This window comes from Chitinivibrionales bacterium (assembly GCA_014728215.1).
Taxonomy (GTDB): Bacteria; Fibrobacterota; Chitinivibrionia; order Chitinivibrionales; family WJKA01; genus WJKA01.
The window spans coordinates 1-26,427 of sequence record WJLZ01000134.1 but is presented as its reverse complement, the minus strand read 5'-3'; the positions used below and the strand labels follow the sequence as shown (position 1 = coordinate 26,427).

General features: G+C 47.2%; 20 protein-coding genes. 10 read left to right on the top strand and 10 right to left on the bottom strand.

The genetic code is table 11. The features are described from left to right. Positions 1 to 10: 10 nt before the first annotated feature. Positions 11 to 730 carry a two-component system response regulator CreB gene (gene creB / locus GF401_11435; GenBank protein MBD3345663.1) on the top strand — a complete coding sequence of 240 codons (720 nt, stop codon included), beginning with the start codon at positions 11 to 13 and terminating at the stop codon, positions 728 to 730. Beyond that, positions 727 to 2,178: a two-component system sensor histidine kinase CreC gene (gene creC, locus GF401_11430; GenBank protein MBD3345662.1), complete on the top strand. Its 1,452-nt coding sequence runs from the start codon at positions 727 to 729 to the stop codon at positions 2,176 to 2,178. The genes creB and creC overlap by 4 nt, the downstream gene beginning before the upstream one ends. A gap of 367 nt (positions 2,179 to 2,545) precedes the next feature. Here the strand turns inward: creC and GF401_11425 are convergent, their stop codons facing one another. From GF401_11425 to GF401_11415, 3 genes are all read right to left on the bottom strand, one after another. Beyond that, positions 2,546 to 4,015, bottom strand: coding sequence for a sulfatase-like hydrolase/transferase (locus GF401_11425; protein MBD3345661.1), 1,470 nt, complete (start codon positions 4,013 to 4,015; stop codon positions 2,546 to 2,548). Continuing rightward, on the bottom strand, positions 3,979 to 4,347 hold the full coding sequence (locus GF401_11420; GenBank protein MBD3345660.1) for a CoA-binding protein: 369 nt from the start codon (positions 4,345 to 4,347) through the stop codon (positions 3,979 to 3,981). The genes GF401_11425 and GF401_11420 overlap by 37 nt, the downstream gene beginning before the upstream one ends. 203 nt (positions 4,348 to 4,550) lie before the next feature. Continuing rightward, on the bottom strand, positions 4,551 to 4,868 hold the full coding sequence (locus GF401_11415; GenBank protein ID MBD3345659.1) for a hypothetical protein: 318 nt from the start codon (positions 4,866 to 4,868) through the stop codon (positions 4,551 to 4,553). A 120-nt stretch (positions 4,869 to 4,988) separates the two neighbouring features. Between GF401_11415 and GF401_11410 the strand changes: the two genes are divergently transcribed. Continuing rightward, positions 4,989 to 5,369, top strand: a complete 381-nt coding sequence (locus GF401_11410; protein ID MBD3345658.1) for a hypothetical protein — start codon at positions 4,989 to 4,991, stop codon at positions 5,367 to 5,369. A gap of 484 nt (positions 5,370 to 5,853) precedes the next feature. Then, on the top strand, positions 5,854 to 8,400 hold the full coding sequence (locus tag GF401_11405) for a hypothetical protein (GenBank protein MBD3345657.1): 2,547 nt from the start codon (positions 5,854 to 5,856) through the stop codon (positions 8,398 to 8,400). Between the two features lie 161 nt (positions 8,401 to 8,561). Here the strand turns inward: GF401_11405 and GF401_11400 are convergent, their stop codons facing one another. From GF401_11400 to smc, 6 genes are all read right to left on the bottom strand, one after another. Then, positions 8,562 to 8,939 carry a hypothetical protein gene (locus tag GF401_11400; GenBank protein ID MBD3345656.1) on the bottom strand — a complete coding sequence of 126 codons (378 nt, stop codon included), beginning with the start codon at positions 8,937 to 8,939 and terminating at the stop codon, positions 8,562 to 8,564. A 977-nt stretch (positions 8,940 to 9,916) separates the two neighbouring features. Further along, positions 9,917 to 10,771: an exosortase K gene (gene xrtK / locus GF401_11395; GenBank protein ID MBD3345655.1), complete on the bottom strand. Its 855-nt coding sequence runs from the start codon at positions 10,769 to 10,771 to the stop codon at positions 9,917 to 9,919. Between the two features lie 21 nt (positions 10,772 to 10,792). Continuing rightward, positions 10,793 to 12,802: a VWA domain-containing protein gene (locus GF401_11390; protein MBD3345654.1), complete on the bottom strand. Its 2,010-nt coding sequence runs from the start codon at positions 12,800 to 12,802 to the stop codon at positions 10,793 to 10,795. Between the two features lie 99 nt (positions 12,803 to 12,901). Then, on the bottom strand, positions 12,902 to 13,510 hold the full coding sequence (locus GF401_11385) for a hypothetical protein (protein ID MBD3345653.1): 609 nt from the start codon (positions 13,508 to 13,510) through the stop codon (positions 12,902 to 12,904). Positions 13,511 to 13,681: 171 nt separating this feature from the next. Next, positions 13,682 to 14,464 (bottom strand): methyltransferase domain-containing protein, encoded by a 783-nt coding sequence (locus GF401_11380; protein MBD3345652.1) that lies wholly within the window; start codon positions 14,462 to 14,464, stop codon positions 13,682 to 13,684. A 9-nt stretch (positions 14,465 to 14,473) separates the two neighbouring features. Then, on the bottom strand, positions 14,474 to 18,028 hold the full coding sequence (gene smc, locus GF401_11375; protein MBD3345651.1) for a chromosome segregation protein SMC: 3,555 nt from the start codon (positions 18,026 to 18,028) through the stop codon (positions 14,474 to 14,476). 250 nt (positions 18,029 to 18,278) lie between these two features. Here smc and GF401_11370 point away from each other — a divergent pair, with 250 nt between their 5' ends. The 6 genes from GF401_11370 to GF401_11345 all read left to right on the top strand — a co-directional run bounded on the left by GF401_11370 (position 18,279) and on the right by GF401_11345 (position 23,114). Then, positions 18,279 to 18,926 carry a hypothetical protein gene (locus GF401_11370; GenBank protein MBD3345650.1) on the top strand — a complete coding sequence of 216 codons (648 nt, stop codon included), beginning with the start codon at positions 18,279 to 18,281 and terminating at the stop codon, positions 18,924 to 18,926. A 242-nt stretch (positions 18,927 to 19,168) separates the two neighbouring features. Next, complete coding sequence (locus GF401_11365) at positions 19,169 to 20,194, top strand: N-acetyl-gamma-glutamyl-phosphate reductase (protein MBD3345649.1); 1,026 nt, start codon at positions 19,169 to 19,171, stop codon at positions 20,192 to 20,194. Between the two features lie 10 nt (positions 20,195 to 20,204). Further along, a complete protein-coding gene (argB, locus tag GF401_11360) occupies positions 20,205 to 20,999 on the top strand; it encodes an acetylglutamate kinase (protein MBD3345648.1) in 795 nt (264 codons plus the stop codon). Positions 21,000 to 21,006: 7 nt separating this feature from the next. Beyond that, on the top strand, positions 21,007 to 21,423 hold the full coding sequence (nikR, locus tag GF401_11355) for a nickel-responsive transcriptional regulator NikR (protein ID MBD3345647.1): 417 nt from the start codon (positions 21,007 to 21,009) through the stop codon (positions 21,421 to 21,423). 133 nt (positions 21,424 to 21,556) lie between these two features. Next, positions 21,557 to 22,732, top strand: a complete 1,176-nt coding sequence (locus GF401_11350; GenBank protein MBD3345646.1) for an acetylornithine/succinylornithine family transaminase — start codon at positions 21,557 to 21,559, stop codon at positions 22,730 to 22,732. Between the two features lie 10 nt (positions 22,733 to 22,742). Further along, positions 22,743 to 23,114, top strand: a complete 372-nt coding sequence (locus GF401_11345) for a hypothetical protein (protein MBD3345645.1) — start codon at positions 22,743 to 22,745, stop codon at positions 23,112 to 23,114. Between the two features lie 143 nt (positions 23,115 to 23,257). Here GF401_11345 and GF401_11340 read toward each other — a convergent pair whose 3' ends face one another. Next, on the bottom strand, positions 23,258 to 25,396 hold the full coding sequence (locus GF401_11340; GenBank protein ID MBD3345644.1) for a hypothetical protein: 2,139 nt from the start codon (positions 25,394 to 25,396) through the stop codon (positions 23,258 to 23,260). Between the last annotated feature and the right edge of the window lie 1,031 nt (positions 25,397 to 26,427).

Sequence of the window (26,427 nt, the reverse complement as noted above, 5' to 3'; positions counted from 1 at the left end):
GGATGGATCCATGAATTCCGATCAAAAACAGAAAATACTGGTGGTCGACGATGAAGCGGCTATTGCAGACAACATCACCTATGCCCTGACCACCGAAGGCTTTAGCCCCGTATGGGCTGATACCGCACACAAAGCTCTGGATGAACTGGCCCACGAGCAGTTTGACCTGATCGTACTCGACATCGGCCTTCCTGACCTCAACGGATTCGAGCTGTGCAAACAGATTCGAAAAGAATCCTCGATACCAATAATTTTCTTAACCGCCCGCAATGAAGAGATCGATCGGGTCGTGGGCCTGGAAATCGGCGCCGACGACTATGTTGTCAAGCCGTTCAGCCCCCGGGAGCTTACCGCCCGAATCAAAGCGATCCTTCGACGAACCACGACAATGCCTTCAATTAATAACGAACCCCCTGATGAATGTTTTGACAATGACGACAGGCTCTTTGTTATTGACGAACCCACCAAGACGATTACTTTTTCCCAAAAGCCGCTCAATCTTTCGCTGTATGAATACAAAATCCTGAAAATTCTTGTTCAAAGCCCCGGACGGGTATATTCCCGCAGTGAGCTTATGGACCTGGCCTGGGATGAGCCCGGATTCAGCACCGAACGGACCGTGGATGCCCATATTAAGGCTATCAGGGCAAAGCTACGTGCATCCGATCCTGCTCTGGACCCCATTGAAACGCGCCGGGGATTCGGGTACCTGCTGAGAGAGGGATTATGAAAATCCGTACCCGTATCCTGATCGGTTTTCTTACTGTCGCGATCCTCGGCTTTGCCTACCTGATCAACTGGGTACTCAGAGACCTTCGTCCCCATTACCTTAAATCTATGGAGGAATCGCTGGTTGATACCGGCACCCTGCTTTCATCGATGGTAAGCATTCAGGCCCATGGCGACACCCTGGATGTCGATCAACTCGAACGGGTAATGCACAATGCATCACAACAGGAGATATCCGCCGAGATCTATGATCTCCTTAAAACGCGGATGAATATTCGGGTGTATATTACCGATACCGCGGGAATCGTCATTTACGATTCCGATAATGGTAAGGCTGAAGGCACAGATTTTTCCCAGTGGAATGATGTCAGGCTAACTTTACAGGGCAATTATGGCGCCCGTGCGACCCCACAGACCCTTGGTGATGAAAGAACAACGGTTCTCTATGTGGCATCACCGCTTTTCATACAAAACAGGCTCGCCGGTGTGCTGACCGTCTCAAAACCTATCGGCAGCGTAAGTTTCTTTGTCCAGAAAGGCCGCCGTGATATTCTGATCGCCGGACTTCTGGTTGTATGCGGGGTTGCAGTAATCGGATATCTTCTTTCAATCTGGGTAACGACACCAATTGCCAGATTGACCTCTTATGCCCGGGCGGTAAAGGATGGAAGCAATGCACGAAGGCCCCGGTCAAAAGGGGAAATAATACTCGGCAAAAGCGAAATCGACACCATGGGTGAGGCTTTCGAGGAGATGAGGGATACCCTTGAGGGCAAAAAATATGTCGAACAGTATGTCCAGACTCTCACGCATGAAATAAAAAGCCCGGTTTCCGCGATTCAGGGAGCCGCGGAGTTGATGGATGAAAAGATGGATCCTGAACGGCGGAAAAAATTCCTCGAAAATATCCGCTCCGAAACCATACGTATTCAAAACATTGTCGACCGGATGCTGCAACTGGCCGCACTCGAAAACAGAAAAGAGCTTCGCGATATCGAGTTTGTCGATATTGGCGCACTTGCCAAAGAAGTTGTCAACGACAGCAGACCATTGATAGAAAAAAAGCAATTATCGCTGCAAATGGAACTTTCAGAAAAGCTTGTCGTACGGGGCGAACGTTTTTTACTTCGTCAGGCACTTGCCAACCTTGTCCAGAATGCGGTCGAGTTTTCCCCTTTCAAGGGTGCAATCGGTATTACCGCAAACAAGCATGATACGACAGCACAAATCATAATAACCGATTCCGGCCCGGGAATACCCGACTATGCCCGCACAAAAATTTTCGACCGGTTCTATTCACTGAAACGGCTGGATACCAACAAAAAAAGCACCGGGCTGGGATTGAGCTTTGTGGGGGAGGTCGCAGAGTTGCACGGAGGAGCCATTTCGGTCGATAACAATAACGCCGGCAGCGGCGCAGTTGCGGTTTTTGGTGTGCCGCTTGCATAGATAAAACCGCCCATCAATCACTGAGTGGCAGGGATGTCCGGCCGATTTACGTAATGCTCGATAGATAATTTATTTGTGAAAAAGTGCTCAGCTGCCTGGGCTATAGCCTTTTGAGTTTCTTCCGGAATGGACAATGCAACAAAAAATTTCTCAGGATAAAGGTAATCTTCACCGGATTCATCGATAACCCATATTTGCTGATGCTTTCCGCTTCGGGATCGGGAAGCGTCTCATAAAGCTTCCTGACCTCCAATGAAGATTCATATCCTTTATTTTTGAAACAGGCCACAAAATTGCGCTTTTTTTATCATGCTCAAATGAGTATTCTCTGGATGACATGTTTTATGCAGAAGGCCATATCTACCAATCAGGCAATGCCCCTATTGATAGCGCCTGCCTTTTTGATTTGTTCCAGCTCTGCAGACAATTGAGTTACCATATCCTCTTCTTCTTTCCACACGTTCAGGGTTTCTTCGGGATCCTCCTCCAGGTTATATAATTGCCCGCGAGGCCCATCCGGCTCAGGCTCTTCGAATTTAGGCTCGGTAAATCCCCCTGAACCAAGACCATCAACAAGTTTCCATTTGCCCTGCCTGATAGAAAACATGCCATTGCCTGAATGGTGAACAATGGATCGGTTACGATTCGGTAATGGTTTCCCCTGAAGGGCAGGCCAAATTGTGCAACTGTCTTCGGCAGCATGGGAGGGAAATGTTGCTCCGGTAATATCTGCTATTGTTGTAAACAGGTCGACCAGGCAGATCAGCTCGTTGCTCGTGGTTCCCGGCTGTATTTTCCCCGGCCATTGGGCAACAAAGGGCTCCCGATGGCCGCCATCCCAGATATCCGATTTCTGGCCGCGAAAATTCCCGTTTGACTTATGACTATAGGTATTGCCGTCGAAACAGGTTCTGCGGGCGCCGTTGTCACTGGTGACAATGAGCAGTGTGTTTTCGGTTATTCCCAGGCGGTCAACTGTCTCGCCAATCCGGCCGACAACCCAATCAAAAAGACAGACCATGTCCCCCCGGTCACCCGCTGCGCTTGAGCCGATAATGAAATCCGGACGGATATCGCATGGACGGTGAGGGGCTGCGGTTGGAAGATAGAGGAAAAAAGGTTGGTCGGGTTTTGTGCGGCGATGGGTCTCGATATACTCACAGGCTCTGTCTGCAAAGGTGATATCAACCAGGTCATCCCGCCATTCCGGTACCATGAGTCCTTTGCGCTGCTGCTGAAAAAGTGGATATTTCTCTTGATCGGGAATTCCAACAGTCCGATTATTCTCGATAAAGCAGTACGGTGGCATATCCAGTGAGCCGGATATTCCAAACCAGTAATCGAATCCCAGATCGATGGGGCCGCCGGTTACCGGAACCGAATAATCGATATCATACCCGTTATCTTTTAGGCCGCTTAATTCGTAATTCGGAGCACGAAACTTTCCCTTTGTATCGGTCCAGTTCAGTCCCAGATGCCACTTGCCGATTATACAGGTGGAATACCCGCGTGGTTTCATAATCGACGCAAGCGTCAACCTTTCTTTTTCAATCAGCGGTGTGCCGAAACCACCGAGGACCCATCGTTTGAGCGGTGACCGCCAGCAATAGCGTCCGGTGAGTATTGAATATCTGCTGGGTGTGCAGACGGCCGACGACGAATGGGCATCGGTAAAGGTGGCGCCGTTGGATGCGATACTGTCGATACTCGGTGTGGGGATTTTTTCTGCGCCATAACAGCCGATATCGCCGTATCCCATGTCATCGGCACAGATGAGGATAATATTCGGCTTCGGCATTGCTAAAACTGACCCGTCCGCAACAGAACCATTGTGCATGCCCGCATAACCGGAATACCCGATTCGGTCAGTTTCTGCTCCACAGTATCCGATTCCGCTCCCGGATTCATGATCACCCGGTTGGGGTGCAGTGCAATGAGGGAGTCTACCAGTTCTTCGCTCTTTGCCGGTCCTACATACAAGGTTACCGTATCAACCGGCTTCTGTACGTCATCGAGCCCGGCAACGGTAGTAATACCTTCAATCTGATCGATTGCCGGATGAACCGGGATTACCTCATGCCCGTATTCTAAAAGCATTTTCAGCGCCTTATTGGAATAGCGCTCGGGTTTGTTACTTGCCCCGACAACAACAACAGATTTACTGTTCATTCCAGACCTTTATTTCTTCGATTATAAACTGTCCTTTATTAATCGATAGACAATTTGATTTTTCGGGAACTGGGTGGGCGGATAAAGAACCTCTCTTTACATCCGCTAAGACTCGGACTTTTCGCGCCTATCCTCTATCCCTGTCCAACTCACCTTAGCTGATCGGCATTTTCTTTTTTCAGCTTCCACGCCGACCATATTCCTCAATTATTTACATCCGACAAAAACATCATGCAATGTAGTTGTTTTTCCACTCTTCCCCCCGGCTGGCTCATATCAGGAAATATACCAATTTCGGCAGTTTTTGTCAATCCAAAGCGCACCTTTCCCCGGGCTTTTTTGCGAACCTTAAAAAACGGGGCCTGCTCCCATTTGCCGCCGTGAGGCAGAATTGTTTCTATGACTGCTGCTTGTTCGATAAAAGCGACGATTCTCATTTTTCCGCCGCAACGAGGGCACACCAGGGGGTGGACTTTGAAAACCTGGCGGATCAAAGCCGCCCAGGAAAATTCTATAGTCAAGGAGTATTTCAGCGCTCCATTTTTTTAAAATCCATCCCTCAATTTACCTATTGAAATTGCTGTCCGGTTTCTGGTATACTTATAGATATCCTACCCACCAATTCCAAAAAGGTATTTATAATGAAACCGGAATACTCAGTCACCGCGGATGTGAACAAGAACCGTCTCTATATTGTTCTTCGGTATACTATTACTAAGGACATTGCCGAACGGGTAGCCGATATGATAGTAAAGGAATCGATCAAACTCAAACCCCATTTTGGCGTGATAACCGATATGACCGGATTAAAATTTGGCCATATCAGTGCCGGTTTCATTTTAAAAAATGCCATGGAATTTCTTCACTCGCGCAATGTGGGAACCGTGGTCAGGGTGGTCGGCGGTTCCAAGGTGGGCCTAATACAGTTTGCTCGATTAACGCAGGGATTCACCGGATATAAACCGGTATATGTTCCCACCATGCAAGAGGCCGAGAAAAAGCTCGATAATGAGGGCGGTTGATACAATCGGTCTATTTATTGGGATAAAACCGGAATTATCGCTTCCGCGAAAGCGAAACGATTTTCTTGATTACTCGCCTACCGTCTTGTTTAATTGAAATACAATAGGCAACGTTTGATAAACCGTTTTCCCGCATAATTTTTTCTTTATTCACCCCGGCCAATTTTTCCGCCGTCTCCAATGCCAACCCGCAATTGTCGCCGAACACGTATGTCACTGATAATAGATTTAATGAATTTTTTTTTCGATTTGTACTATTAAGGTTCAAAAGTTAGTCCGTCCCCGATATCCCCTACAAACCCCGGTAATTTTCGGTGAGGCCCTTCTTTGAGGTCATTGGTGAGTCGCTTTACCGGAATTTTTGGTATGGGAACGGCGACCGTTATATATTATGTGTCATCATATCGGCCCTCACCAGTTGTCGCGGGAGAAGAACATGTTTTTTAATTTCAGGTCCTTGGTGTCATGCTGCATTATTTCAAGTATGCTTCTGTTCCTGGGCTGCTCGGGTAAGGGAGATAATCCATTGGGAGGCGAAGAAGAGAAACCGTTAACGGTACAAACCACCACGGCAACCGGTACAGTGAGCAGCCTTTTTGGCGGCGACAGTCTCTCTGTCTTTTCGGTGTATGATCCGCAGGCAACTGTTTCAAATGATGGGGCATTCACGGCCGCGGTATCACAGGAAGGCGCCCAGCTTGTTATGCTTCGCGGGCGGGAGAACAAGATCCGGGGGATGACCGTCGCCATGCCTGATGCCCGGGGGACGATATCGGACCTGCACATAGATGATACCACCACGGCCCTGGGGATCCTCTGCATGTCGCCCGGTATTGCATCGGCCAATATCGATACGATTGTGGCCCGTACGCAGCGCTTGAAGGCCACGGCCAGCTTTGGACCGATGGTCGATTATTTGCACCAAAAGCTTCCCACGATTTCGATCACCGATATGCTCTCGGGGAATGCCGGCAGTACGATACAGCACGAAATCGATTCCCTCATGCTTGATGTTGTTCAAGAATATTATGGCGTCGATTTATCGCCGGCACTGGCAAAGTTTTATATAGAACCGGAAAGAAAATATGTCGGCGCCACAATCCCGCCCAATGCCGATCCTGAAAAGGCGCCGGTAACCCTTCAAAACGGCGGATTTCGATATGTCAAGGTTTTCAGGAAGACGCCAACCTCGCTGGAATCTTTTGAAATGCCGGGGGCAACCGGATTCAGTTTTGGTTCGGTCCTCACGGTATCCATGTTGCAGCCCTTCGAGTATACCGACACGGTTGACTTTGCCGTAAATCCGAAGGTTGACTACTGGTTTTTCGGACCAGGCTTTTCTTCCCGCGACCTTGTTCAATTGCCCTCGGATATACAGAACATTATCGACCAGGAAAATCTTGAAATGTTTTATACCAAGACATACCTTCTCTATTTCTTATTCCCCTTCATCGAAATGATCTCCGGGGTCTCCCATGTCGGCAGTAAAGCACTTGCCAAAGTTACCCAATGCATTTCTCAGCTTAACCAGATCCCCAACGGCGCCTATCTCATGAACCAGGTGTACGAATCTTTTCAAAAAACCACGCTACGGGAATTTATTTCGGCCCTGACCGAAGTCACTATGACCTTTGTCGGCATGACGGCCGTATTATCATCACTGGGATTACTCACCCCCGCGGCGGCAGCGGCTCTGCAAGTGCTTGGTGTCGTGGGTGTTGGTGGCGGCCTGGCATTAGGAGTTATGAATCTGGCCGGCGCCGGAGTGCTATATCTTGGCGTACCCGCTTCAACCGTCGTGCATACATCCTTTGTCGACACAACAGCTAAGGGAGACCTGTCTGCTCAAGGGGTTGTTTTAGTAAACAAGAAGGAGTATATCGATCCGACATATACTTCGATTAAGGAAATTTACGGCGAATTCGAAAACCGGAGCACACGCAATTTTTCCGATCTCGAATTTCGCATTGAATTTCTTGACTCTGAAGGAAACGTTGCCAGCTACGATCAGGGATATGTGCATCATAGGATTTTAATGCCGGGTTACCGCGCTCCATTCTATTTCTCAATTTTCGGCGATAATATTTCACGGCCCTGGCGGGTGAAGATGCTGGGAAGGCAAACCACGCGGACAGCAGATACCACGACACTGAAAATCCCAGGATCAACTATCGAGCGATTCATGAGGCAGGATTATCAGACAAAAGAATACAGTCCCTACACCGGTATTGACATACATGTTACGGCGCCTTCACTTTCTATGAGTTCTGAGGTTGTAGGGCTGGCCTGCTCCTACGACGACCAGGGCAACCTGATCAAGTACCATCCCAACCAGTCTTATGCCGGTGGAACGGGCGAGGTTGTTTTCGAAAAAATCATCGCGGTCGGTGACACCGGCGATTTTAATCTACTGCTCCAGTCGGTACACACCAGTGGCGATCAGGTGTATATCGCCCGAACCAGCCGCACAGGCAAACTGATGATCGTCCCGGTCGTTAAAGGAACCTATGATTCGGACCAGTTCAATGACAGTATTACGCGAACGATTTACTATGGTAAACTTGCCAACAGCGGGACGGTTCCTGTGGCTGATCTCAAGTGCTATTCGATGCATATCGCCAACACCAGGGGTACCGGCTCCTCGATTGCCGCTCGCTTTCTGGCTCCCGGCGATTCGGTCTGGTTTATGACAATGATAAAGAAAAATGAGGGCGGCACACCTCAATTTCAAGCAGAATATAAAGAATTTCATGAGGTGGTTGTCCCACCAAGCGCAATTGCCGTCAATATAACCACCGCAACCGACCCCGAAAAGAAAATCATAAAGGTCACCAACGGACACTCAACTTCTGTTAAGATTTACCATGCATCGGTGATACGGCGCCCCGATGGCGGGGTCCGTTTCATTTCTCGAGGCAGCAGCGCGGGTAGGACCTATTCTGCGGGCGAGTTGTACGAGTATTCGGTAACGCTGCCGGACACCCTTCATTCGCTTGAGTTTGTAGCGCAAGCAGTGGAATACAGTCAATAGTCAGCAGATGTCAGGGAGGTCCTGATTTTCTTTTTTTTTCCCGATTATCAGGGATTCAGGAACGGACTACCTTTTTAATCTTTATGAAAATATGGGCATCTTAAACTTCTAAACTATTGGAATCTATATAATGGTACGGCCTGTCCAGACAGGTTTGATCATTATGTAATCGATATGTTTGAATTACTCCAGCATCGATAGTATGCTCCGGTCCCGGTCACCGACAGGAATCCAAACAAGGCTCTAAGTGCCCCCAATGCAACTACAGCAACAGGATTGGCAAAGAAGTACGATACAACACCAGATTCCCAAAGCCCCGCGAATTTTTCTTTTTCGCCTGATAGAACAGATATCCCAGCATAAAAAGGGATTAATACCAGAGCCACCGCAATCATGAGCGCCATTATGGAAGGGTATCCCCGGCTATGCGCAACCGGCATAAGAGAGAAATAACATGCGCCTGTAAGTATGCCCGGCAGTAAATGCAGCAACAAAGATTTTGATATATGGTGCTGATGAATTGATGTTTTGCTATTCATTTCAATCCCAACTAACGTGATATATGTCTTGCGTCATAAATGGTTCTAATTTCAGGTCTTGTTTGGGAAATCCGAAATTAATCAATACACCGCAGATTTTTTGTGCATTCTTTTCGGAGATATCAAAGAATAAATCTATGTTTTGGTAAGCCGAGGAACCCATGAAAGGCAACTGCATATCCGCCGACGATCAGGTACCTGACAGAATTATTTTCGAGTAACCGTAATAAATCTTTAAAGTCTGGATATGAAGGCACTTTTTAAATGACGGAGACTTTTGCTGAATGTGTGCTATACCAGAATCGAAAACGGATCATTTGTATTTTGTTTCCTTCTCATATCGGTCTCTTTTATGAAAACCGGCGAATCCTCGGTTATACCAATCCTCGGAAAATATAGCTCATGACCGACTTCGGCACTATCATTTATGCAGTCACTCGGCGTACCCGGGAACCGTCCCTACGGGACGGAAGATCTTTTCCATCGTTCCACCGCCAGGGACTTCATCCCTGGCTATTGATAGCTTGTCCCTCTGGGACAGGTTGATACGGTTTACAATTGCCCTATATTTTTATAGCTGCCACGGAGAGACATCGATAGCGGTTTATCATGCTCATTATGCTCGCTTATCAGTGGTCTATTTTGGACAAGTCTGACTACAGAGAATGTAAATATATTAACCAACATTAAATTTTTATGTGATAAGCCATCCTCCAATTAAATTATATTAAGCGTAAAGGAGGATGCCGTGACTAACAAGACAATTGCTCAAAGCTTTGTAATTGCAGTACTATGTGCCGGATATTTTTTGACGTCAACGGCTGTGCGATTTTTAATCCCTGGGACAATCCGTACAGCTATTTGAGGTTTTCGAAAAAAGTGGTATATGAAACTCATGATGATGATCACATTAACGGAAGAACCATTAAAAAGAATCACAATGCCAATGGAGTTTTTATAAAGAAAATCAATGAAAATCATTTAAATATACTGTTCATCAAATGAATCATTCTCACCGGTATCGTAATCGAATTCCGGTTGTGCAATCGATGTCTGCACATGCGCGTACTGCGGAACAACAGTCGAAACCCTTTTATCCCCCAAACAATAAGAATAAACAGAACCGGACATCCCGCTACAAAAAGAGAATGAAAACAGAATCGTTCGGGATTCTCCTTTAACGCCCCTCGTAATAACGGTACCAGAATCATAAGAGAAAGATATGCAATCAGAGGTATTATGCTGTGGATGACCGACGATCCCGGGGGGCTTTTCCCTATCTTTTTCCCGATTCGCAACGATACCCCATACAGTACCCGGAGGGCGACAAAATAGACCAGAATACCTTCAAGCCGGTGAACCGCCGCCGGAGTAACAACACCTCCGTAGATTGGAAGTGAATAGAGATGAATCGCACCAGCTATCCGCATCGTATTTACGATTATTGTGACCGCATAACCGGCCATGACCGCACCAATCATTTTGTAAATCCCATTCCTCTCCTTTCCCGCGGATATAACATGTGCCAATGCGATAAGAATAATTGCCAGGATCATAAAATTGACTCCCGCGCATGATTTTGCAATCACAAGAAAACGATCGCTGCTTACATACCCCTCATTCCTTACGAAAGTAAAGTTTTCTCCGGTTATCATTTCTGTTGCAAAAGCCGTGGGGCAAAGGATCCACCTGAGCTGATCCGGAGACGCCGTGCTGTAATGATGTTTCAGAAGGCCGCATATTCCAATTACAATTACAATTTGGAACACACGGCCTTTTATACTATTGCCAATCAAAATGATCCATTCTGATATCGCAGTTTTCTTTTTCATGAAAATATCCCTGTAAAGCTTCTATTCTGCACTATTCTTAGTGCCAAGGGATTTCCTGAGTAAATTGGCAAAGCCGATACCGAACATCAGTATAAAAAACACGAGTAACAATCCCGGTTCAGGCACGGCTCGTACTCCTCCGATTGCTGCATTGCTTACCCCTTTGGGCAGGGGAAGCGGCTGTTTAACATTTTTTGCATCGCCTTCAGTATTGCGAACGTCCTCATGGACAGCAACAAATGAAGTGTATCTGGTTAAAAGGTTATACCTGAGACCAAGTGAAATTATTTCATCTCTCTCCTCTGTATCGGTGGGGCCAAAATTGAAATCAGAGCGTTCTTCTATGCGTTTCCGTGCCCATAAATACTGCAAAGGGCTGTTTTTCGCTTTCGATTCAACATTGTTTAAAGTAAACGTTTTTTCAAAAGGCCCCTCCCCGGTATAGCCGGTAATCCTGATACTCCCCTGTTTTTTTCCTCTCCATTTACCAAAAATTACGAGCGGTCTTTCTGCAAGAAGATCGGGAACCGAGCGGGGAATCATATCATAAACCTTGAATCCTTTGGTTTCAAATTCGATATGAGTGAGCAGTGGCGATTGTATGTAATTTCTGAAACGAATCGCCTGTGCCGGAGCACGCGACGGATCGGTGACAACAAACGGTTCGCCTTTCCCCGCCTTTGCAATACCTTCGATGAGGTGACGGTTCACACTGCTTCCAATGCCAAAGGAAAAAACGTTTGCCCTGTTCAGGTTATCTGCGATACATTCAAAAACATCCTTTTCTACGGCAATGTAACCATCCGTAACCACGACAATATTTCGTGATATCGTATCATGATGCGGCAATTGTAATGCTCGTTTTATCGCGGGCAACAATCGTGTTCCGCCACCGCCTCGCTGGTTATCGATATGAGCGATCGCTTTATTAACGTTCTCCTGGGTGACCGGCAGCGAAGTGGGTGACAACAGACTGGAACTTCCGGCAAAAAGAATAATGTTGAATTTATCGGTGGGTCTCAGATGGCTGATTAAATCCCGAAGAAGCTTTTTTGTCGTCTGGAGGGGAAATCCACTCATAGATCCGGATATATCGACAACAAAGATATATTCCCGTGGGGGAATCAGGCTGTTTCGAATTCGCTCGGGCGGCTCAACCATACAGAGAAAAAATTTCTCATCATTACCTTCATACAGCATCACTCCGGATTGAATCCGGTTGCCTGCCAGACGGTACTGGAGGATATAATCTCTGTCTGCCAGCTGCTTTTCATCGTGGGAAAGCGTTATTTTCGCAGATTGGGCATTCTCCCATTCCGTATATGTTTTATGGCTGTAGCAGACAAGCTCCTTCAACTCGATAGGAGAGATAACATGAACGGTGATATCCCAGGTCGCCTCTTTTTCCTCGCCCTTTTTGAAATAGGGATTTTTCAACCATTTGTTATCGGACCCTCCATTTGACTCTGTCAATTCGGAATACCGGGGTCCCACGACAGTGGGATAGATAAATTCATAGGCGCCGTCGACAGGCACAATAAGCTCGGTATATTTCAATTCCACTTCAATGAGATCACCAGGCATGATATTGGCAACATCCATAGTAAATACGTTGGGACGTTGCTGTTGAAGCAGCGATGCGCTTTTACCTTCTTGCTTAGCCTTTTCAAAAGTCTCTTTTGCCTGCTCCCGCTCTTTGATTTTTGCCGTGATAACCTGCTCACCGATTTTCATTTTCATACCATGAACCGCAGCGCGGGTTGATGCAGGGAAAACATAACAGGCATTGATCGGGCGGTTGCCGTCGTTGGCATATTTCTGATTTACAGTAACCTCGGCAATAACACCATTAATAGTGACGTCAATTCGGGTACCTTTCAGGGGAAGCCGGTCGATTGACGGATCCCCTGCAGGAATGTGGAAGTAGGGAGACATGGTTTTATCATCATCATTCTCCGGCCCCGGACTCGCGGGTACGCCGACTGCAAAAATCAGCACCAGAGCACTTATATAATTATGGATATATTTCATACAAGACTCCTTTGTAATGAATAATTGTGTTATTTCGGAGATACATGAGAATGACCGGTCTGAAAGGTATGTCCAGACCGGTTTTTGAATTACAACAACCTATGATTCGGGATAAACAAAGCTTTTCACCCAGGAAATAAATTTGCTGTTGCTGGAGATAACTCGATTGCGCCGTTCATCCGGCAATTGTTCATTGAGTACCGCCGCTTCCTGAAGGTACTCATGGGCTGTTTCAAGATTTTCGATATAACCGAGCAGTACATCCCGGGTTTTATCGATATATCGCTGCTTTTCTTCTCCCCGTTTCATCGATTCAATCGTGTTCATGCGATGACCATAACCGGTTCTTTCTTTGAACTTGTCGATTAAATGTTTTGCAGCATTATTCATTTGCCATGAAGCCAGATCCCGGCGATCCAGCTTCCCGGCACATTCGGCAGCTCCTAAAAGCAAAACAACCGATGCGTCATACAATCCGCTGTCTTTCAGAGTGTTGCCGTCCTTTCGATATTCGCGGTAATACTGCCACAGCTCTTTTTTTGAAAGATTTTCAAAAGGATTTTTTTCCATCCTTCGGCCATGTGGTTCAGCAATCGAGGTTTGCGTATGAGCGTATTGTTGAACCGAAGTATTTTCCTTCACCCCGCTCCGGGCAATAACAAAACCGGCTGCAACGGCCATAATTGTGGTGGTGGTTGTGAGTTTCATAGGAAACCTCCTTTTAAAATGATGGTTTAAAACGTTGGTTTTTGTGTTGTCGTTGCCGACACTTACAAAGATACCACCACAAATTGAAAGCACAATGAAAGCTCTGTGAAAAGACGGTGAAAAGTATGTGAAGAGGGATTTTGGGCCATAGAGCCGCAAATCGGGGAGAATTCAGGTTTTTTGTATGAGCGCCCGGGCCTTGTTGCCGATATGAATGGTTCGATAAAGGAGATTTGCAAGGGGACGAATCGAATAAGTTTCCCAGACCTGGAGCTTAAAGCCGGTCATATCTATCAGCCGGGAGAATGATTTTCTGCAGAATTCATGACAATGCCCCGGGCGATAATCTTCACGATATTTTTTCGTATAAAGGCCCGTTTTTCGAACCACTCTTTTTACCCGGCAGTCAAGCCCCATGATATTGGGGAATTCGAGAAGGGCCATACCGCCCGGTGCAAGCAGCGAGTGAATCGAGTTCATTGCAGCGACAGGGTCGGGAAGATGTTCGAGAACATGGCGGAGGACGATGCAGTCATATTGATTCCGGTCTCGGGGAACGAAATGCATAAAATCGGCGGTTATTACATCGATATCAAGACGATTCTTGACATATTCTGCGAGTTCGGATGAAAGCTCAAGTCCTTCAACGGTCCACCCATCATCACGGGCGCGGGAAAGCAGGTGTCCGTTTCCGCACCCGATATCAAGGAATCGGCCTCGTGAATGGATATGCCTTTGTATGAAATCGTATGATTGCGACTGGATTTTATTCGATGCGTGAGCGGGATCTTCCGGATCACGGATACGGACCGCATATTTTTTCTGATCGAGGCCGCCGGTACGGTCATAGATGACCAGCCCGCACTCATTACATCTGTAGAATTTGTACTTTCCCCGGCTTCCCAAGGTAAAGAACAGGGAACATCTGGTACTTTGGCACAGGCTGCAATTCATAGATTACAATCAGGCTGCATGGCGATAGGCTTCTTCGAGCCTTACCGAAACAACCGTCGAAACACCCTTCTCCTGTTGTGTCACGCCATACAGCAGGTCGGACGATTCCATGGTCCGCTTGTTATGGGTAACGATAATGAACTGGGTGTTGTCGGTAAAGTTGCGTAAAGCCCTGACAAAGCGCTCGACGTTGGCGTCATCCAGAGGAGCATCAAGCTCATCGAGGATACAGTATGCCGACGGCCGCACCATGTAAAGAGCAAAGAGGAGCGATATGGCAGTGAGAGCGCGTTCTCCACCCGACAGCAACTGGACGCCACGCATCTTTTTGCCCGGAGGGCGGGCATTGATATGAATGGGTGCTTCGAGAGGATCGATATTTTCTTCGATACTCAAAAATGCCTGGCCACCTTCAAAGAGAGTCGTAAACATCTTGGTGAAATTCTCCTGTACCTGCTGGAAGGTTTCGGAGAATTTTGTCCGTGCCTCTTTATTCAGTTTTTTGATTGCCCGTTCGAGATCGTCAACGGCATTCTGAAGGTCATCCCGTTGCTTGATTAATTCCTGAAGTTCACTGTTTTTCTCTTCGTATTCTTCAGGCGCCGACATATTCACCTGACCGACAAGACGGCCCAGTCGTTCTTTATACTTTGTAATATTTTCTTCAATCTCATGGTCGTCACCATCAATCGCTGGAATCTCTTCTTCGAGATATTCAAGGTCGATCTTATAGGATTCAAAGACCTTTTCCCGGATACTCCGCATTTTTTCTTCCGCACGGGTCAGGTCATTTTTCATATCGGCAATCCTGCCGTAATAGCCTTCATTTTCATGCACTTTTGTTTTGACCTGCTTACGAAGCTCATCGATCTGATTCAGGATAGCATTATATTCTTCTCTGATGTTTGCATGATTTTCCTGGAGTTCCTTTCGCCGTGCTATCCGATTCTCGAGGTCATCTTTCAGCTGATGTACCTGAGTGGACAGCTCGTTATCACGATGCTCGGCCTGCTGTCTTTCTTCAAGCAGTTTTTGCTTCTTTTTGCCGATATTCTCGATTTCCCGGCCGAGATTCTTGAGGTCCATTGTATTCTGATCGAGCTTGTGACGATCCCCCTGGAGTCTCAACTGGGCATTCACCAGACGGTCGTGGATCGCCTTGCGCTCTTCTTCCATACCCGCAAGCTGATCTTTTGAAGACTCGATACGGATTTCGGTATCGATCTTTTCGGTTTCCAGTGACGCCAGTTTTTCCTGTGCTCCCCGGATTTCCTGTTCATGTTCGGTTATTCGTGCAGCAGTCTGATCGAGCTGTTCCTGAAGGGAACGGGTTTTGTCTTTAATATTTGCCAGTTCGTTTTCATAATGCTTGATATTTGTCTCGTATTCCTGCTGCTTTCTCTGGCCTGCACTGAGCTTTGCATTAACTTCAGTCAGCGCGACCTTGGCTTCATCACGGGTGATAATCGAGGTTTCTTTTTCGCTGACAATTCTCTGAAACTCTTTCCGACACACTTCAATTTCGCGGGGAAGCGATTCGATTCGTTTTTTCCGGGTCAGAATACCGGCCTGTTCTTTATGACTCGACCCGGCGATTACAGTGCCATTACCTAAACAGACAATGCCCTCGTGCGAAATATAGATATGGTTTCGACCATTTTGTCCGGCCAGGTGAAGGGCTTGTTCCAGATCTTTGACTACGAGATACCGTCCGAAAAGGTGTTCCGCCAGACCCCGGTATTCTTCATCCGTATTGATATAACCGGTAAGCGTGGTGCATGAATCATTTTCCGGTTTTGAGAAGGATGACGCACTTTGTACCCTTTCAAGACAGGTCATTCGTGCTGTCCCGACCGGCTCCTTATTCAGAAAATCGACCGCGCCTCTCAGATCGCTGTCATTTTTGAACACCACAGTCTGGATCTCTGAGGAGAGTACCCGCTCGACGATGCCGGCAATTTTTTCATCGGAAATAGTAATCAGGTCTGCAACAGTACCAAGTTTTCCCGGCATCTCTTCTTTGAGAAGCGCCCGGACGCCATTTTCGTACCCTTCAAGCTGTGCATCAAGCCCCTGCAGGAATTCGAGCTGAGATTTCATTGAATCGATCTGGGCCTCAAGCTGTTTTTCCCGCTCAAGAAGGCTCCGATACCGATCATCCTCCCGTTCGATTCTGGAGACAAGGACCTGGCGGGATTGAAATAGATTTTTATCCGCTTCACAGGCATCCTCAAGTTGTTTTCTGAATTCTTTAAGATGCTCCGAGTATTCTTCCTCCCGGTTGGCCAGGATATATATCTCTTTTTTGTCCCGCTCCTGAAGATCGAGACAATTTCGGATCTTGCTCTGTATTTCGGCCATGGCATTGCGCTGCTCTGCCATGGCGTTCACCATTTCAATCTGCTCCTGTGCAAGCAATGAGGCATTCTCTTTTTTCGATGATATTGATGCATCAAACTGAGCCAGTTCATTCTGAATGTTGGCAAGATTTTCCTCATGGCGTTGGATGACAGTCTCGCCTTCAGTGACATATTTCTCGATTTTCACTTTGAGTTCGGTTTTTTCCTGCGCCTGTTGCTCTAAAGAATCCCGCTCATTTTCAAACCGTTCGGCGTTATCCTTGAGATGCTTAATCGTCTCTTCGGTAACAGAAATATGTTTATCGGTGGCAACAATCTGTTCATTGGCTTCGCCAACTTTCTGAGCCGCAGCCTGGAGTTCTTTCTCTTTTTGAGCCATTGCAACGTTAAGCTCTTCGATTTTGGACTCCATCGATGCGGTCTCGGCCTTCTGGATTTCATAGGCGTTCTCAAGTTCGGCCAGTTCGCTTTTTTTATTCGTAAGCAATTCATTCAATGCAGAATAGTGACGATTACCGAACCCAAGCTCCAGCCCTTTCAGTTCATCGTAGTATTTTCGGTACCGTTTAGCCTTTTCCACCTGACGGGCCAGCATATTCACATATTGAGACCGCTCGTGGACTTTATCGTTTATCCGCAGAAGATCCTGACGGGTATATTCAAGCTTCCGCTGACTCTCTTTGCGACGTTTCTTGTATTTGCCGATCCCCGCAGCTTCTTCAAAAAGCACCCGGCGCTCATCAGCCTTATCGCTCAGAATCGCGTCAATCATGTGATTTTCTATAGTAGTATACGAATTACTCCCGACGCCGGTATCCAGAAAAAGATTATTAATGTCTCTGAGTCTGCAGGGTACCTTGTTGATCCGGTATTCACTTTCACCATTACGGAAAACCCGCCGGGTTATACCCACCTGCTTATAATCGACCGGAAGAATATTACGGGTATTTTCGATCGTCAGCGTAACTTCAGCCATATTAAGAGGCTGTCTGAACTGAGTACCCGAAAAAATGACATCCTGCATGGATGAACTTCTCAACGCCGAAGCCTTCTGTTCTCCGAATACCCAGCGAATAGCATCGACAACATTACTCTTACCGCACCCGTTCGGGCCAACAATAGCGGTAATTCCCTCCCCGAATTCAATCTCAATCTTATCGGCAAAAGACTTAAACCCGTAGATCGAGATTCCGCGTAATACCATGAGCAGTTCCTTTGATCGAATAGGAAAAAAATACCATAGATTGATAATAAGTTGGTACCAAGATACAATATCTTGGGTTTAGAGTCAAGGCCTGTGGAAAAATGTGGGATTTTTTCGCCGTCGGAAAAAAAGAAAAAACTTGCATCGAAATGAAATAAATTGTATAATGCACCAGTTTTTTAAAAATGCTGTTTATTTCGCCAAAAAGCTATAGTATTTTGAATATATGGCTATCCTCAATATACGTATTATGTTGGACATTTGTTTAATCGTTGTTATTGCAGCAAGCGCATTTGTCGCTCCGGTCCGGGCAGCGCCCCCTTCACAAGGCACAATGCAAAACGGAATCCCCATTGCAAAAATAGGCGGGAGCAAGATCTGCTGTCCCTCAGACACAGTCACGCTTGACGGCTGGGCCAGTATCGATGTTGGGGGCGAAGTCGTCGAATGGTACTGGGATCTTGACGGCAACGGGAGTGTCGATACGGTTGCCGATAGGGGAGAATTGACATTCAGGGCGCCGGAAAAACCGCAATCCTATCTTGTACTCCTGCGGGTTAAAGATAACGGCAATACGATGTCACTCCCGGACAGTGCGGTTTTGCATGTCATGGAAGACCGCCCAAAAGTAACTGTCGGTCCCGACACGACCGTCCAGATCGGAACACGGGTGTTTTTCCGTCCCCGGGTCGCCTGCCACTGCGGCGCCATGGTCTCTTATGAGTGGGACCTTGACGGCGACGAGGTTTTCGAATATCACTCAGCCAAAAACGCCAACACCTCAAAAGCCTATTTCAGACCCGGGAAATATCGCACCAGGTTCAGGGTGGTGAATTCTTACGGTAAGGAAGCCGGAGGTATACAAACGATAACCGTAACCACTCAGCTCCCTCGTTAAATCAGATCAATGGTAACCATAGTTTCTCAAGTTTCTAATGCCCGGAGATGCTCAATATCCCCGCAGATGGAGATTTTTCATCTTCCTCTTAAAGCATCATTTCCCTCAAATTGACCTTCTCAACCGGCCTTATCATGCAGGAATCGAGAACTTCCGGGTGAGCATGTTGTATTTTCTGAAACAATTTTGCCCAATTCTGCCCAAGTGAGTGCATACGAATTTTTAAGCAAAGGAATTCTTATATGAATACGATCAAAGCTGGAATCATAGGAGCAACATCCTATACCGGTCTCGAATTGACACGCTTACTGTATCGTCACCCGAATACAACAATTGAATTTGTAGCATCACGATCCTATGCAGGAAAATGTTTTACGGAGGTTTTCCCCCAGCTCAAGGGCATTTGCGAGAAAACATTAATTGCTCCCGATGATACCGATTCTTATGATATCGATTGTCTTTTCTCCTGTTTGCCCCATGCCGTATCGGCGCCCTATATACTTCCATTTATCCAAAAGGGAGTAAAGGCGATCGATCTGAGTGCGGATTTCCGGATTAAAGACATTGCCGAATATGAAAAATGGTACGGCACTACCCATCCGGCACCGGAGCTCCTGGAAAAAGCCGTCTTCGGACTTCCGGAACATTACCGCGATGCCATTGCGCAAGCCCAGATCATTGCGAACCCGGGATGCTATCCGACAAGCATACTGCTTCCATTGCTCCCATTAATGAAAAGCAAAAACCTTGTTGTCAAGGCGCCGATTATTTCAGATTCCAAATCGGGAGTCAGTGGCGCTGGTCGCAAACTGAAACTTACGAGTCATTTTGTTGAAGCCAACGAGAATGTATCCGCCTATAATGTGGGAAGAAAGCACCGTCACATCTCCGAGATAGACCAGGAACTCTCGATTGCTGCAGACAAACCGATAAATATCGTCTTTTCACCCCATCTGATGCCGGTCAGCCGGGGCATTTTGTCGACAATTTATATCATGACCGATACAAGTGCCGAAGAGTGCCTTTCGATTGCCGAAAAAGCCTATGCCGACGAGCCTTTCGTACGGGTTCGTGAGCCGAATGATATTCCCTGCACCAAAGGAGTCATTCACACGAACTATTGTGATTTCACATTCAATGGCGGAGAAGGTGGCGCGCCGGTGATTGCAGTGAGTGCAATCGACAACCTGCTGAAAGGTGCGTCGGGACAGGCCGTACAGAATATGAATATTATGTTTGGATTCAAGGAAACCGACGGATTATTGTAGTTTATTACCAATGAACGGGAGAACCATGCATACACTTTGTATAAAAATCGGGGGATCGACAATCGATTCTCCGGGATTGTTGCGGGAGCTTGCTCTGGGCATACAATCCATACTGGACAAGTGGTTTGTCGTTATCATCCACGGCGGCGGCAAAGACATCAAACGCCAGCTCGATATGCTTAACAAAGAATTTACCTTTGTGGAAGGCATGCGGGTTACTGATGAAGACATGCTCAAGCAGGTGCAGATGGTTCTTTCTGGCGATGTCAACAAACGGATTGTAAACGAATTTTTAGGCGAAAAAGTACCGGCCCTTGGTTTCAGTGGTGTTGACTGCAATTTGATCGAAGCCGAACGTATGACAGTGAACGATCAGGATATCGGTTATGTCGGTACGGTGGTGGCTGTCCATCCGCAGGTGCTGTCGATTTGCCGTGAATACAGCCTGGTACCGGTGGTGTCGCCCATTTCGCGGGGCAAAGACGGCAGTGTTTATAATGTTAATGCAGATCTTGCCGCGGCAGAAATCGCCGTTGCCCTCAAAGCGGAACACCTTCTGTACATTTCCGATGTTCCCGGTGTGCTCATTGACAATGAGGTGCGTCGGGAGATACATACAAATCGGATCGATGAGTTGATCGAACAACAGCTCATCACCGGCGGAATGGTCCCCAAACTCCGCTCCGCAGCGGATGCCGTATTTCGCGGCGTTGGAAGAATTCATATCTGCGGATGGCAAGGTGCACAAACCCTTAAAAATGAACTTGAAATAAAAACATCGTCAGGAACAACAATTCACGAATAAGAAGTAGATTATGTCCTTGTATAGATTCGGAATATCACTCGAAAAAGATCTTATCGATCAATTCGATAAGCTGCTTAAACAACGAAAATATAAAAATCGCTCTGAAGCCATCCGTGACCTTATACGCGAAGAGCTGGTCCGGAAACAATGGCGTTGCGGCAATGAAGTTGCCGGGGCGATCAATCTCATATACGATCACCATAAGCGGGAACTGGTCAACCACCTCATGGACATCCAGCACGATTTCGGCAAAACGATTATTTCCACACAGCACATTCATCTGGATCATGACCATTGCATGGAAATTGTCGCGGTCAAGGGAAAGGCAAAGGATGTCAGCGATCTGGCAAATGCCTTAAAAGCATTACGCGGTGTTATGCATGTTTCCATTTCCATGTCGAGTACCGGGAGGAAGCTTGTATAGCAGATAAAAGACAAATGAAATTGGGGTTGAAGCTGTGATTTCTTCTTTAACCCTTAATCTATAACTTTCGACCTTCGACAGGATCAGCGCAGCGGCTTCGACTTTCGAATATCATAAAACACAGGAGTTACCCATGAAAAAGAGCAACAGCAACGAATATTTTGTCCCCACCTATGCCCGTACCAATCCCCCAATCGTTAAGGGAAAAGGGATGTATGTCTGGGACAGCAAGGGAAAGAAATATCTGGATTTTTCATCGGGAATAGCGGTCAACGCGCTGGGTCACGGTCATCCGGAGATGATAAAAGCTTTAAAAGATCAGGGAACAAAGCTTCTTCATGTATCAAATCTTTTCCATGTGCAGCCACAGATCGACCTGGCCAAACTTTTAGTTAAGCACTCATTTGGTGACAAAGTCTTTTTCTGCAACAGTGGTACCGAAGCCAATGAGGCGGCGATTAAATTTTCGCGGAAATGGGCCGGCACCATATCAAAGAAGAAATATAATGTCTTGTCTTTTTATGAGGGATTTCACGGGCGGACCTATGGCGCCTTGAGCGCAACAGCGCAACAGAAATTCCATGCCGGTTTCGGTCCCATGATGAAGGGTTTCTACTATGCCGAATACAACAATACCACCGATGCTAAAAAAATCCTGGACAAGCATGAGTTTGCAGCGATCATTGTCGAACCACTCCAGGGGGAAAGCGGGATTAATGCTGCTACAACCCGATTTCTGAAATTCCTCCGGACCTATGCCAATAAACATAAGATCGCTTTGATATTCGATGAAGTTCAGTGTGGTATCGGACGGACCGGCAGTTTGTGGAATTATGAGCAGCACGGTGTTAAGCCGGACATAATGACCCTGGCAAAGCCCCTGGGCGGCGGGCTCCCGCTTGGTGCTGTGGTGTGCAGCAAAAAGATTTCAAATGAAATAAAGCCCGGCGAACACGGAACGACATTCGGTGGGAATCCCCTCGCCTGCGCGCTGGGAACAGTAGTGCTGAAAACTGTGTCAAAAAAATCATTTTTGCGGTCGGTAAACTCCACCGGGACCTATCTCAAAAACAAACTCCAGAAAATTGCCGAAAGCAACGATTCCATAACCGCTGTTTTGGGTTCCGGACTCATGGTCGGGGTACGGATGAAAGAAGATCCTAAAGACATTATTGCCGCATGCAAAAACAACGGCCTTCTTGTGATCAAAGCCGCCAATAATACGGTACGGTTTATGCCGCCGCTTATCGCTAAAAAGACCGACGTCGACAAGGCAGTTAAACTATTTTCGAAAATTGCGGCATCCTGAGGATTCCACCATGCATATTGCTAAATACCGACTTAAAAAAATCGACCTCGGAACGGTTGCGCTCTATTCCTTTGTGTTGTTTTTTATTATCAGCGTAATCTTTATGCTTCCTTTTGGTTTGATTTTCATGGCCCTGGGGAGTTTTTTCAGCAACTCAATGCCCGAAAATGTTCCCTTTAATCCATTCAGCATGTTTGGTGGCGTGTTCCTTGTTGTCATGCCCCTGATCTATGCGATTCTGGCCGCAATTTTCAATACCGTCATCGCCCTCATATACAATCTGCTTTCCACACAGATGGGCGGCGTTAAATTTTCGGTTGAAAAGATTGCCGACATCGAAAATGTAAAGAAGCCCGAAGAAGTTGTAAAAACGATCGAATGACAAAAGGGAAGCGGACTGCAGACATTATCCATTCAACCGGATTTGCCGATTTGTACCATGCTTGTTACTGAGAATACTGCCGGCCAGCCCCTACTCAATGTCAAAAAAAATGAGTATGATTCTTTAAAGCGCCCGGATTGCGGTCACTCGCCAACCATGACCCGGGACACATGTTCTCCGACCCGGGTAGTTACCCGCAGGATATAGTTTCCCACGGCGATATCATCCCTTGGCAGAGTAACCGTTCTCCTTGCTTCTGCCGGAAGAGCAACTAACTGTTTTCCCATCATGGTATAAAGCGCAGCATTGTATATCTCCCCATCGCCGGTTATTGCAATACGGATACCGGCCGGGGTCACGGTAATGCCAACAGGCACATCTTTCTCAACGGGTGACATATCATCGAAAAACATTGTTTTCTGTCTACCCGAAAAGGTCAGCAGCGCAGCCACGGCCTGCTCGCCTTCAACCGTTGTCGTGCCCCACGAGGGGACCGATATTGTGGGTAATGGTTCGCCTTTGACATCACCGGCGTCATCGAGTTTATGGTATCCGCAGGTAATTAGCCCCCCGGCAACAGGCAGTACGCTATGGAGCTTGATGTTTCCGCCCCCGCTGCCGGTTGACGAATCACAAGCAGTGGCGAACATGGAGCTGTAGACCAATGTAGAGAAATCTTCTTTGAACACCCGCACAAAATCGGTCCAGCACCCGGCGCCGCCGTTAAGGGGATTGGCTGCTTTAATATAGGCGTCAGACGTCGTTACCGGGCCCCGGCTGTTGCCGATGACATACACATTCCCGGTCGCGTCACAGGTCAGGCTATGGGATTTGGTGGTTTTGAGATCGGCCCAGCCTGCGTTGTGGTCCGGCCAGCCGTCCAGAGCAGGGTCATCGTAGGGCGCACCGAAATTTCCACTCCAGGGATCATACTCGGCCTGCCAGGACGCATTGATAAATACGCCGTCATCCCCCTTGAAACGCCCGATCCAGCACAGGTGTTCGTTGCCGTTGGTACCGGTAAATCGATTATGAAATGTATTGGCGCCGTTCCACAGATTACGCGGGGCGTTGCCGTGGGAACGGGCAAGAGTGACAATCTCGGAAGAAGGAAGGGGTTTTGAATAATCAACCGCCATCCCGTCGATATAATGATCGGGCGGGCTTTGTTGTGTTTCACCGTCATCGATGACGTCATTATCGTTTTCATCGACCCAACCGCTATACAAATGAGAGTACCAGATAAGTTCTCCATCGGGTTTCATCGCCATGATATTGGGCTCGAAATCGTGCGTATTATTCGCCACCGGCGTATTCCAGCCAATATACATGCGGTTATTGCGCCGGTCGACGGCAATTGCACAGGTTGTTGCCGCCTTGCCGTCGGAACGGTAGCCGGTATACCCTCCACCGTTATCATTGACGCCCTTGGGTCCCTGGAAATAATAATCGTGCGGATATTTCCCCTTCTTTTTGGCTTTGCCGACTCCACTATGTGAAGTGACCAGGTCAAAATCGGCCCGGGTCTCCGAACGAAGGTCGCCGTTAGCCGGTTTCAATGACACGCAGGAGGGGCCATGGTCCCACCAGTTGGGCGCCGTATCCTGTATCGAACCGTCGGCTTTCAGCCGATACACCGCCCCCCATGCACCGGCCGAAGGACATTTGTAATCGAAATACACCACTTTCCCATCAGACCCGACATCCCAGTTCTGCATGAACCGCTGGTCTTCCTTACCACCACCCAGTCTGAATTGAGTCCATATCCACGACATTTTCGTTGGTGCGGCATTAAGAAAATTATTATCCAACTTGCCGACCCATGCCTGCGCGGGCGTACTATTTGAGGTATTGGTATAGAGTCCGGAAAGGAATATATCACCGGTTTGGGTACCAGGAACACTGGTGGCCTTGATATCCCGTATCGCACCGCCGTAGCCCTCGGAGAAATGATATACTTTCTTCACCCGGGATAGATCCCCATCTGTCTGAATAATAAAAGCATATTTCCCCTGAAAAGCATCGGCCGAATCATATTCCGGCATATCCTGCCCATCGCCGCATGTTGTGCTCATTTCAACTACCGGGGCGCCAGCGGCTACCCAATCGAGATTATCGGCTTTTCCGCCAATCAGAATATCCCCGTTTGAGAGCCGGTAAGAACAATAAAAGCGCTCATTGCCGGTGGTACCGGAATAGAATACCGATTGAGCGGAAAGGGACGTCGACATACATGCGGTCATCACCCCCAGCACCCACAGATTCAGCCAGGAATATTTCATACCATTCTCTCCTTTAAGGCAATGCGGTGTGTATGTGTAATAATCTTTCCAATGCCCGGCGCCGTATCATCATTCCTTCAGAATACCACCGGCTACCAAAACTTTATCGGTCATTTCGGCACAGGAAAGAAACAATAGCGTTCGGGTTGCCGATTACAGCAGATTAATATTCAATATAAGCATTGATTGGCTTTGATACCACTTTTTTTCCGAAAGAGTGTGTTTTATCTTAATTGCGTATTATCGTCTCATTCGGCGCCCCGGAATTTTCTGGTTCGGCGCCCTGATATATTTTATTCAAAAATCGCTTTGTCGCTTGTGGTCAAGCCGAATGAAACGATTTTAACCTGCCGAACCGACGATAATAGGCAGTTGGCTTAATTCCATATTTAATTTGACCGGTAACCTTATGAAAATCTAAATTTATCTGAGTAGAAAATCTACCAGGTTAAAATATCGGTCAAATAACGTGAGACGAACCGGTCAAATTACTGAGATCGACCAAAAAGAGCCATTGCTGGGAATAAATCAGGGTCATTTACTCCCAAATCAACGATTTCTTTGCCAATCTGCAGTAGCCGATTTGTAAGCTCCGGCCCGAAAGCGCTTCCGGAGATTGAGCCGGCTCCATAACCCAAACATGTTCCGCGGATTTCGTGGAAAGTCAGATGACGACGCGCATTTCTCCAGGCAACATCTTCGTGTTCTGACGACGCCGCTAATAGTCTTATTTCACTACCATATTTCAAGAAATTGGCGCCCTAATTTTGCACAACGGTCCGCTCCACTGCTGAAGTTGCCGCCTATAAAATCGCTGGAGTGCCTACGACCGAAGGGAGTCGGAGACGGAAGCAGAGAAATAAAGAGAATGTCAAAGTAGTCTGATGGCTTCTGTGTTTGGGGGCGCTGCTTCAAAAAGTATGCTACCTTATGAACCATGAAAAAGCTCGGAAATTTCTTCAAGTCCATCATGTTCAACTTCTTGTAGAACAATTCCTCTTTGCCCGTCATGTCTGGCATCTTTTCAAGGG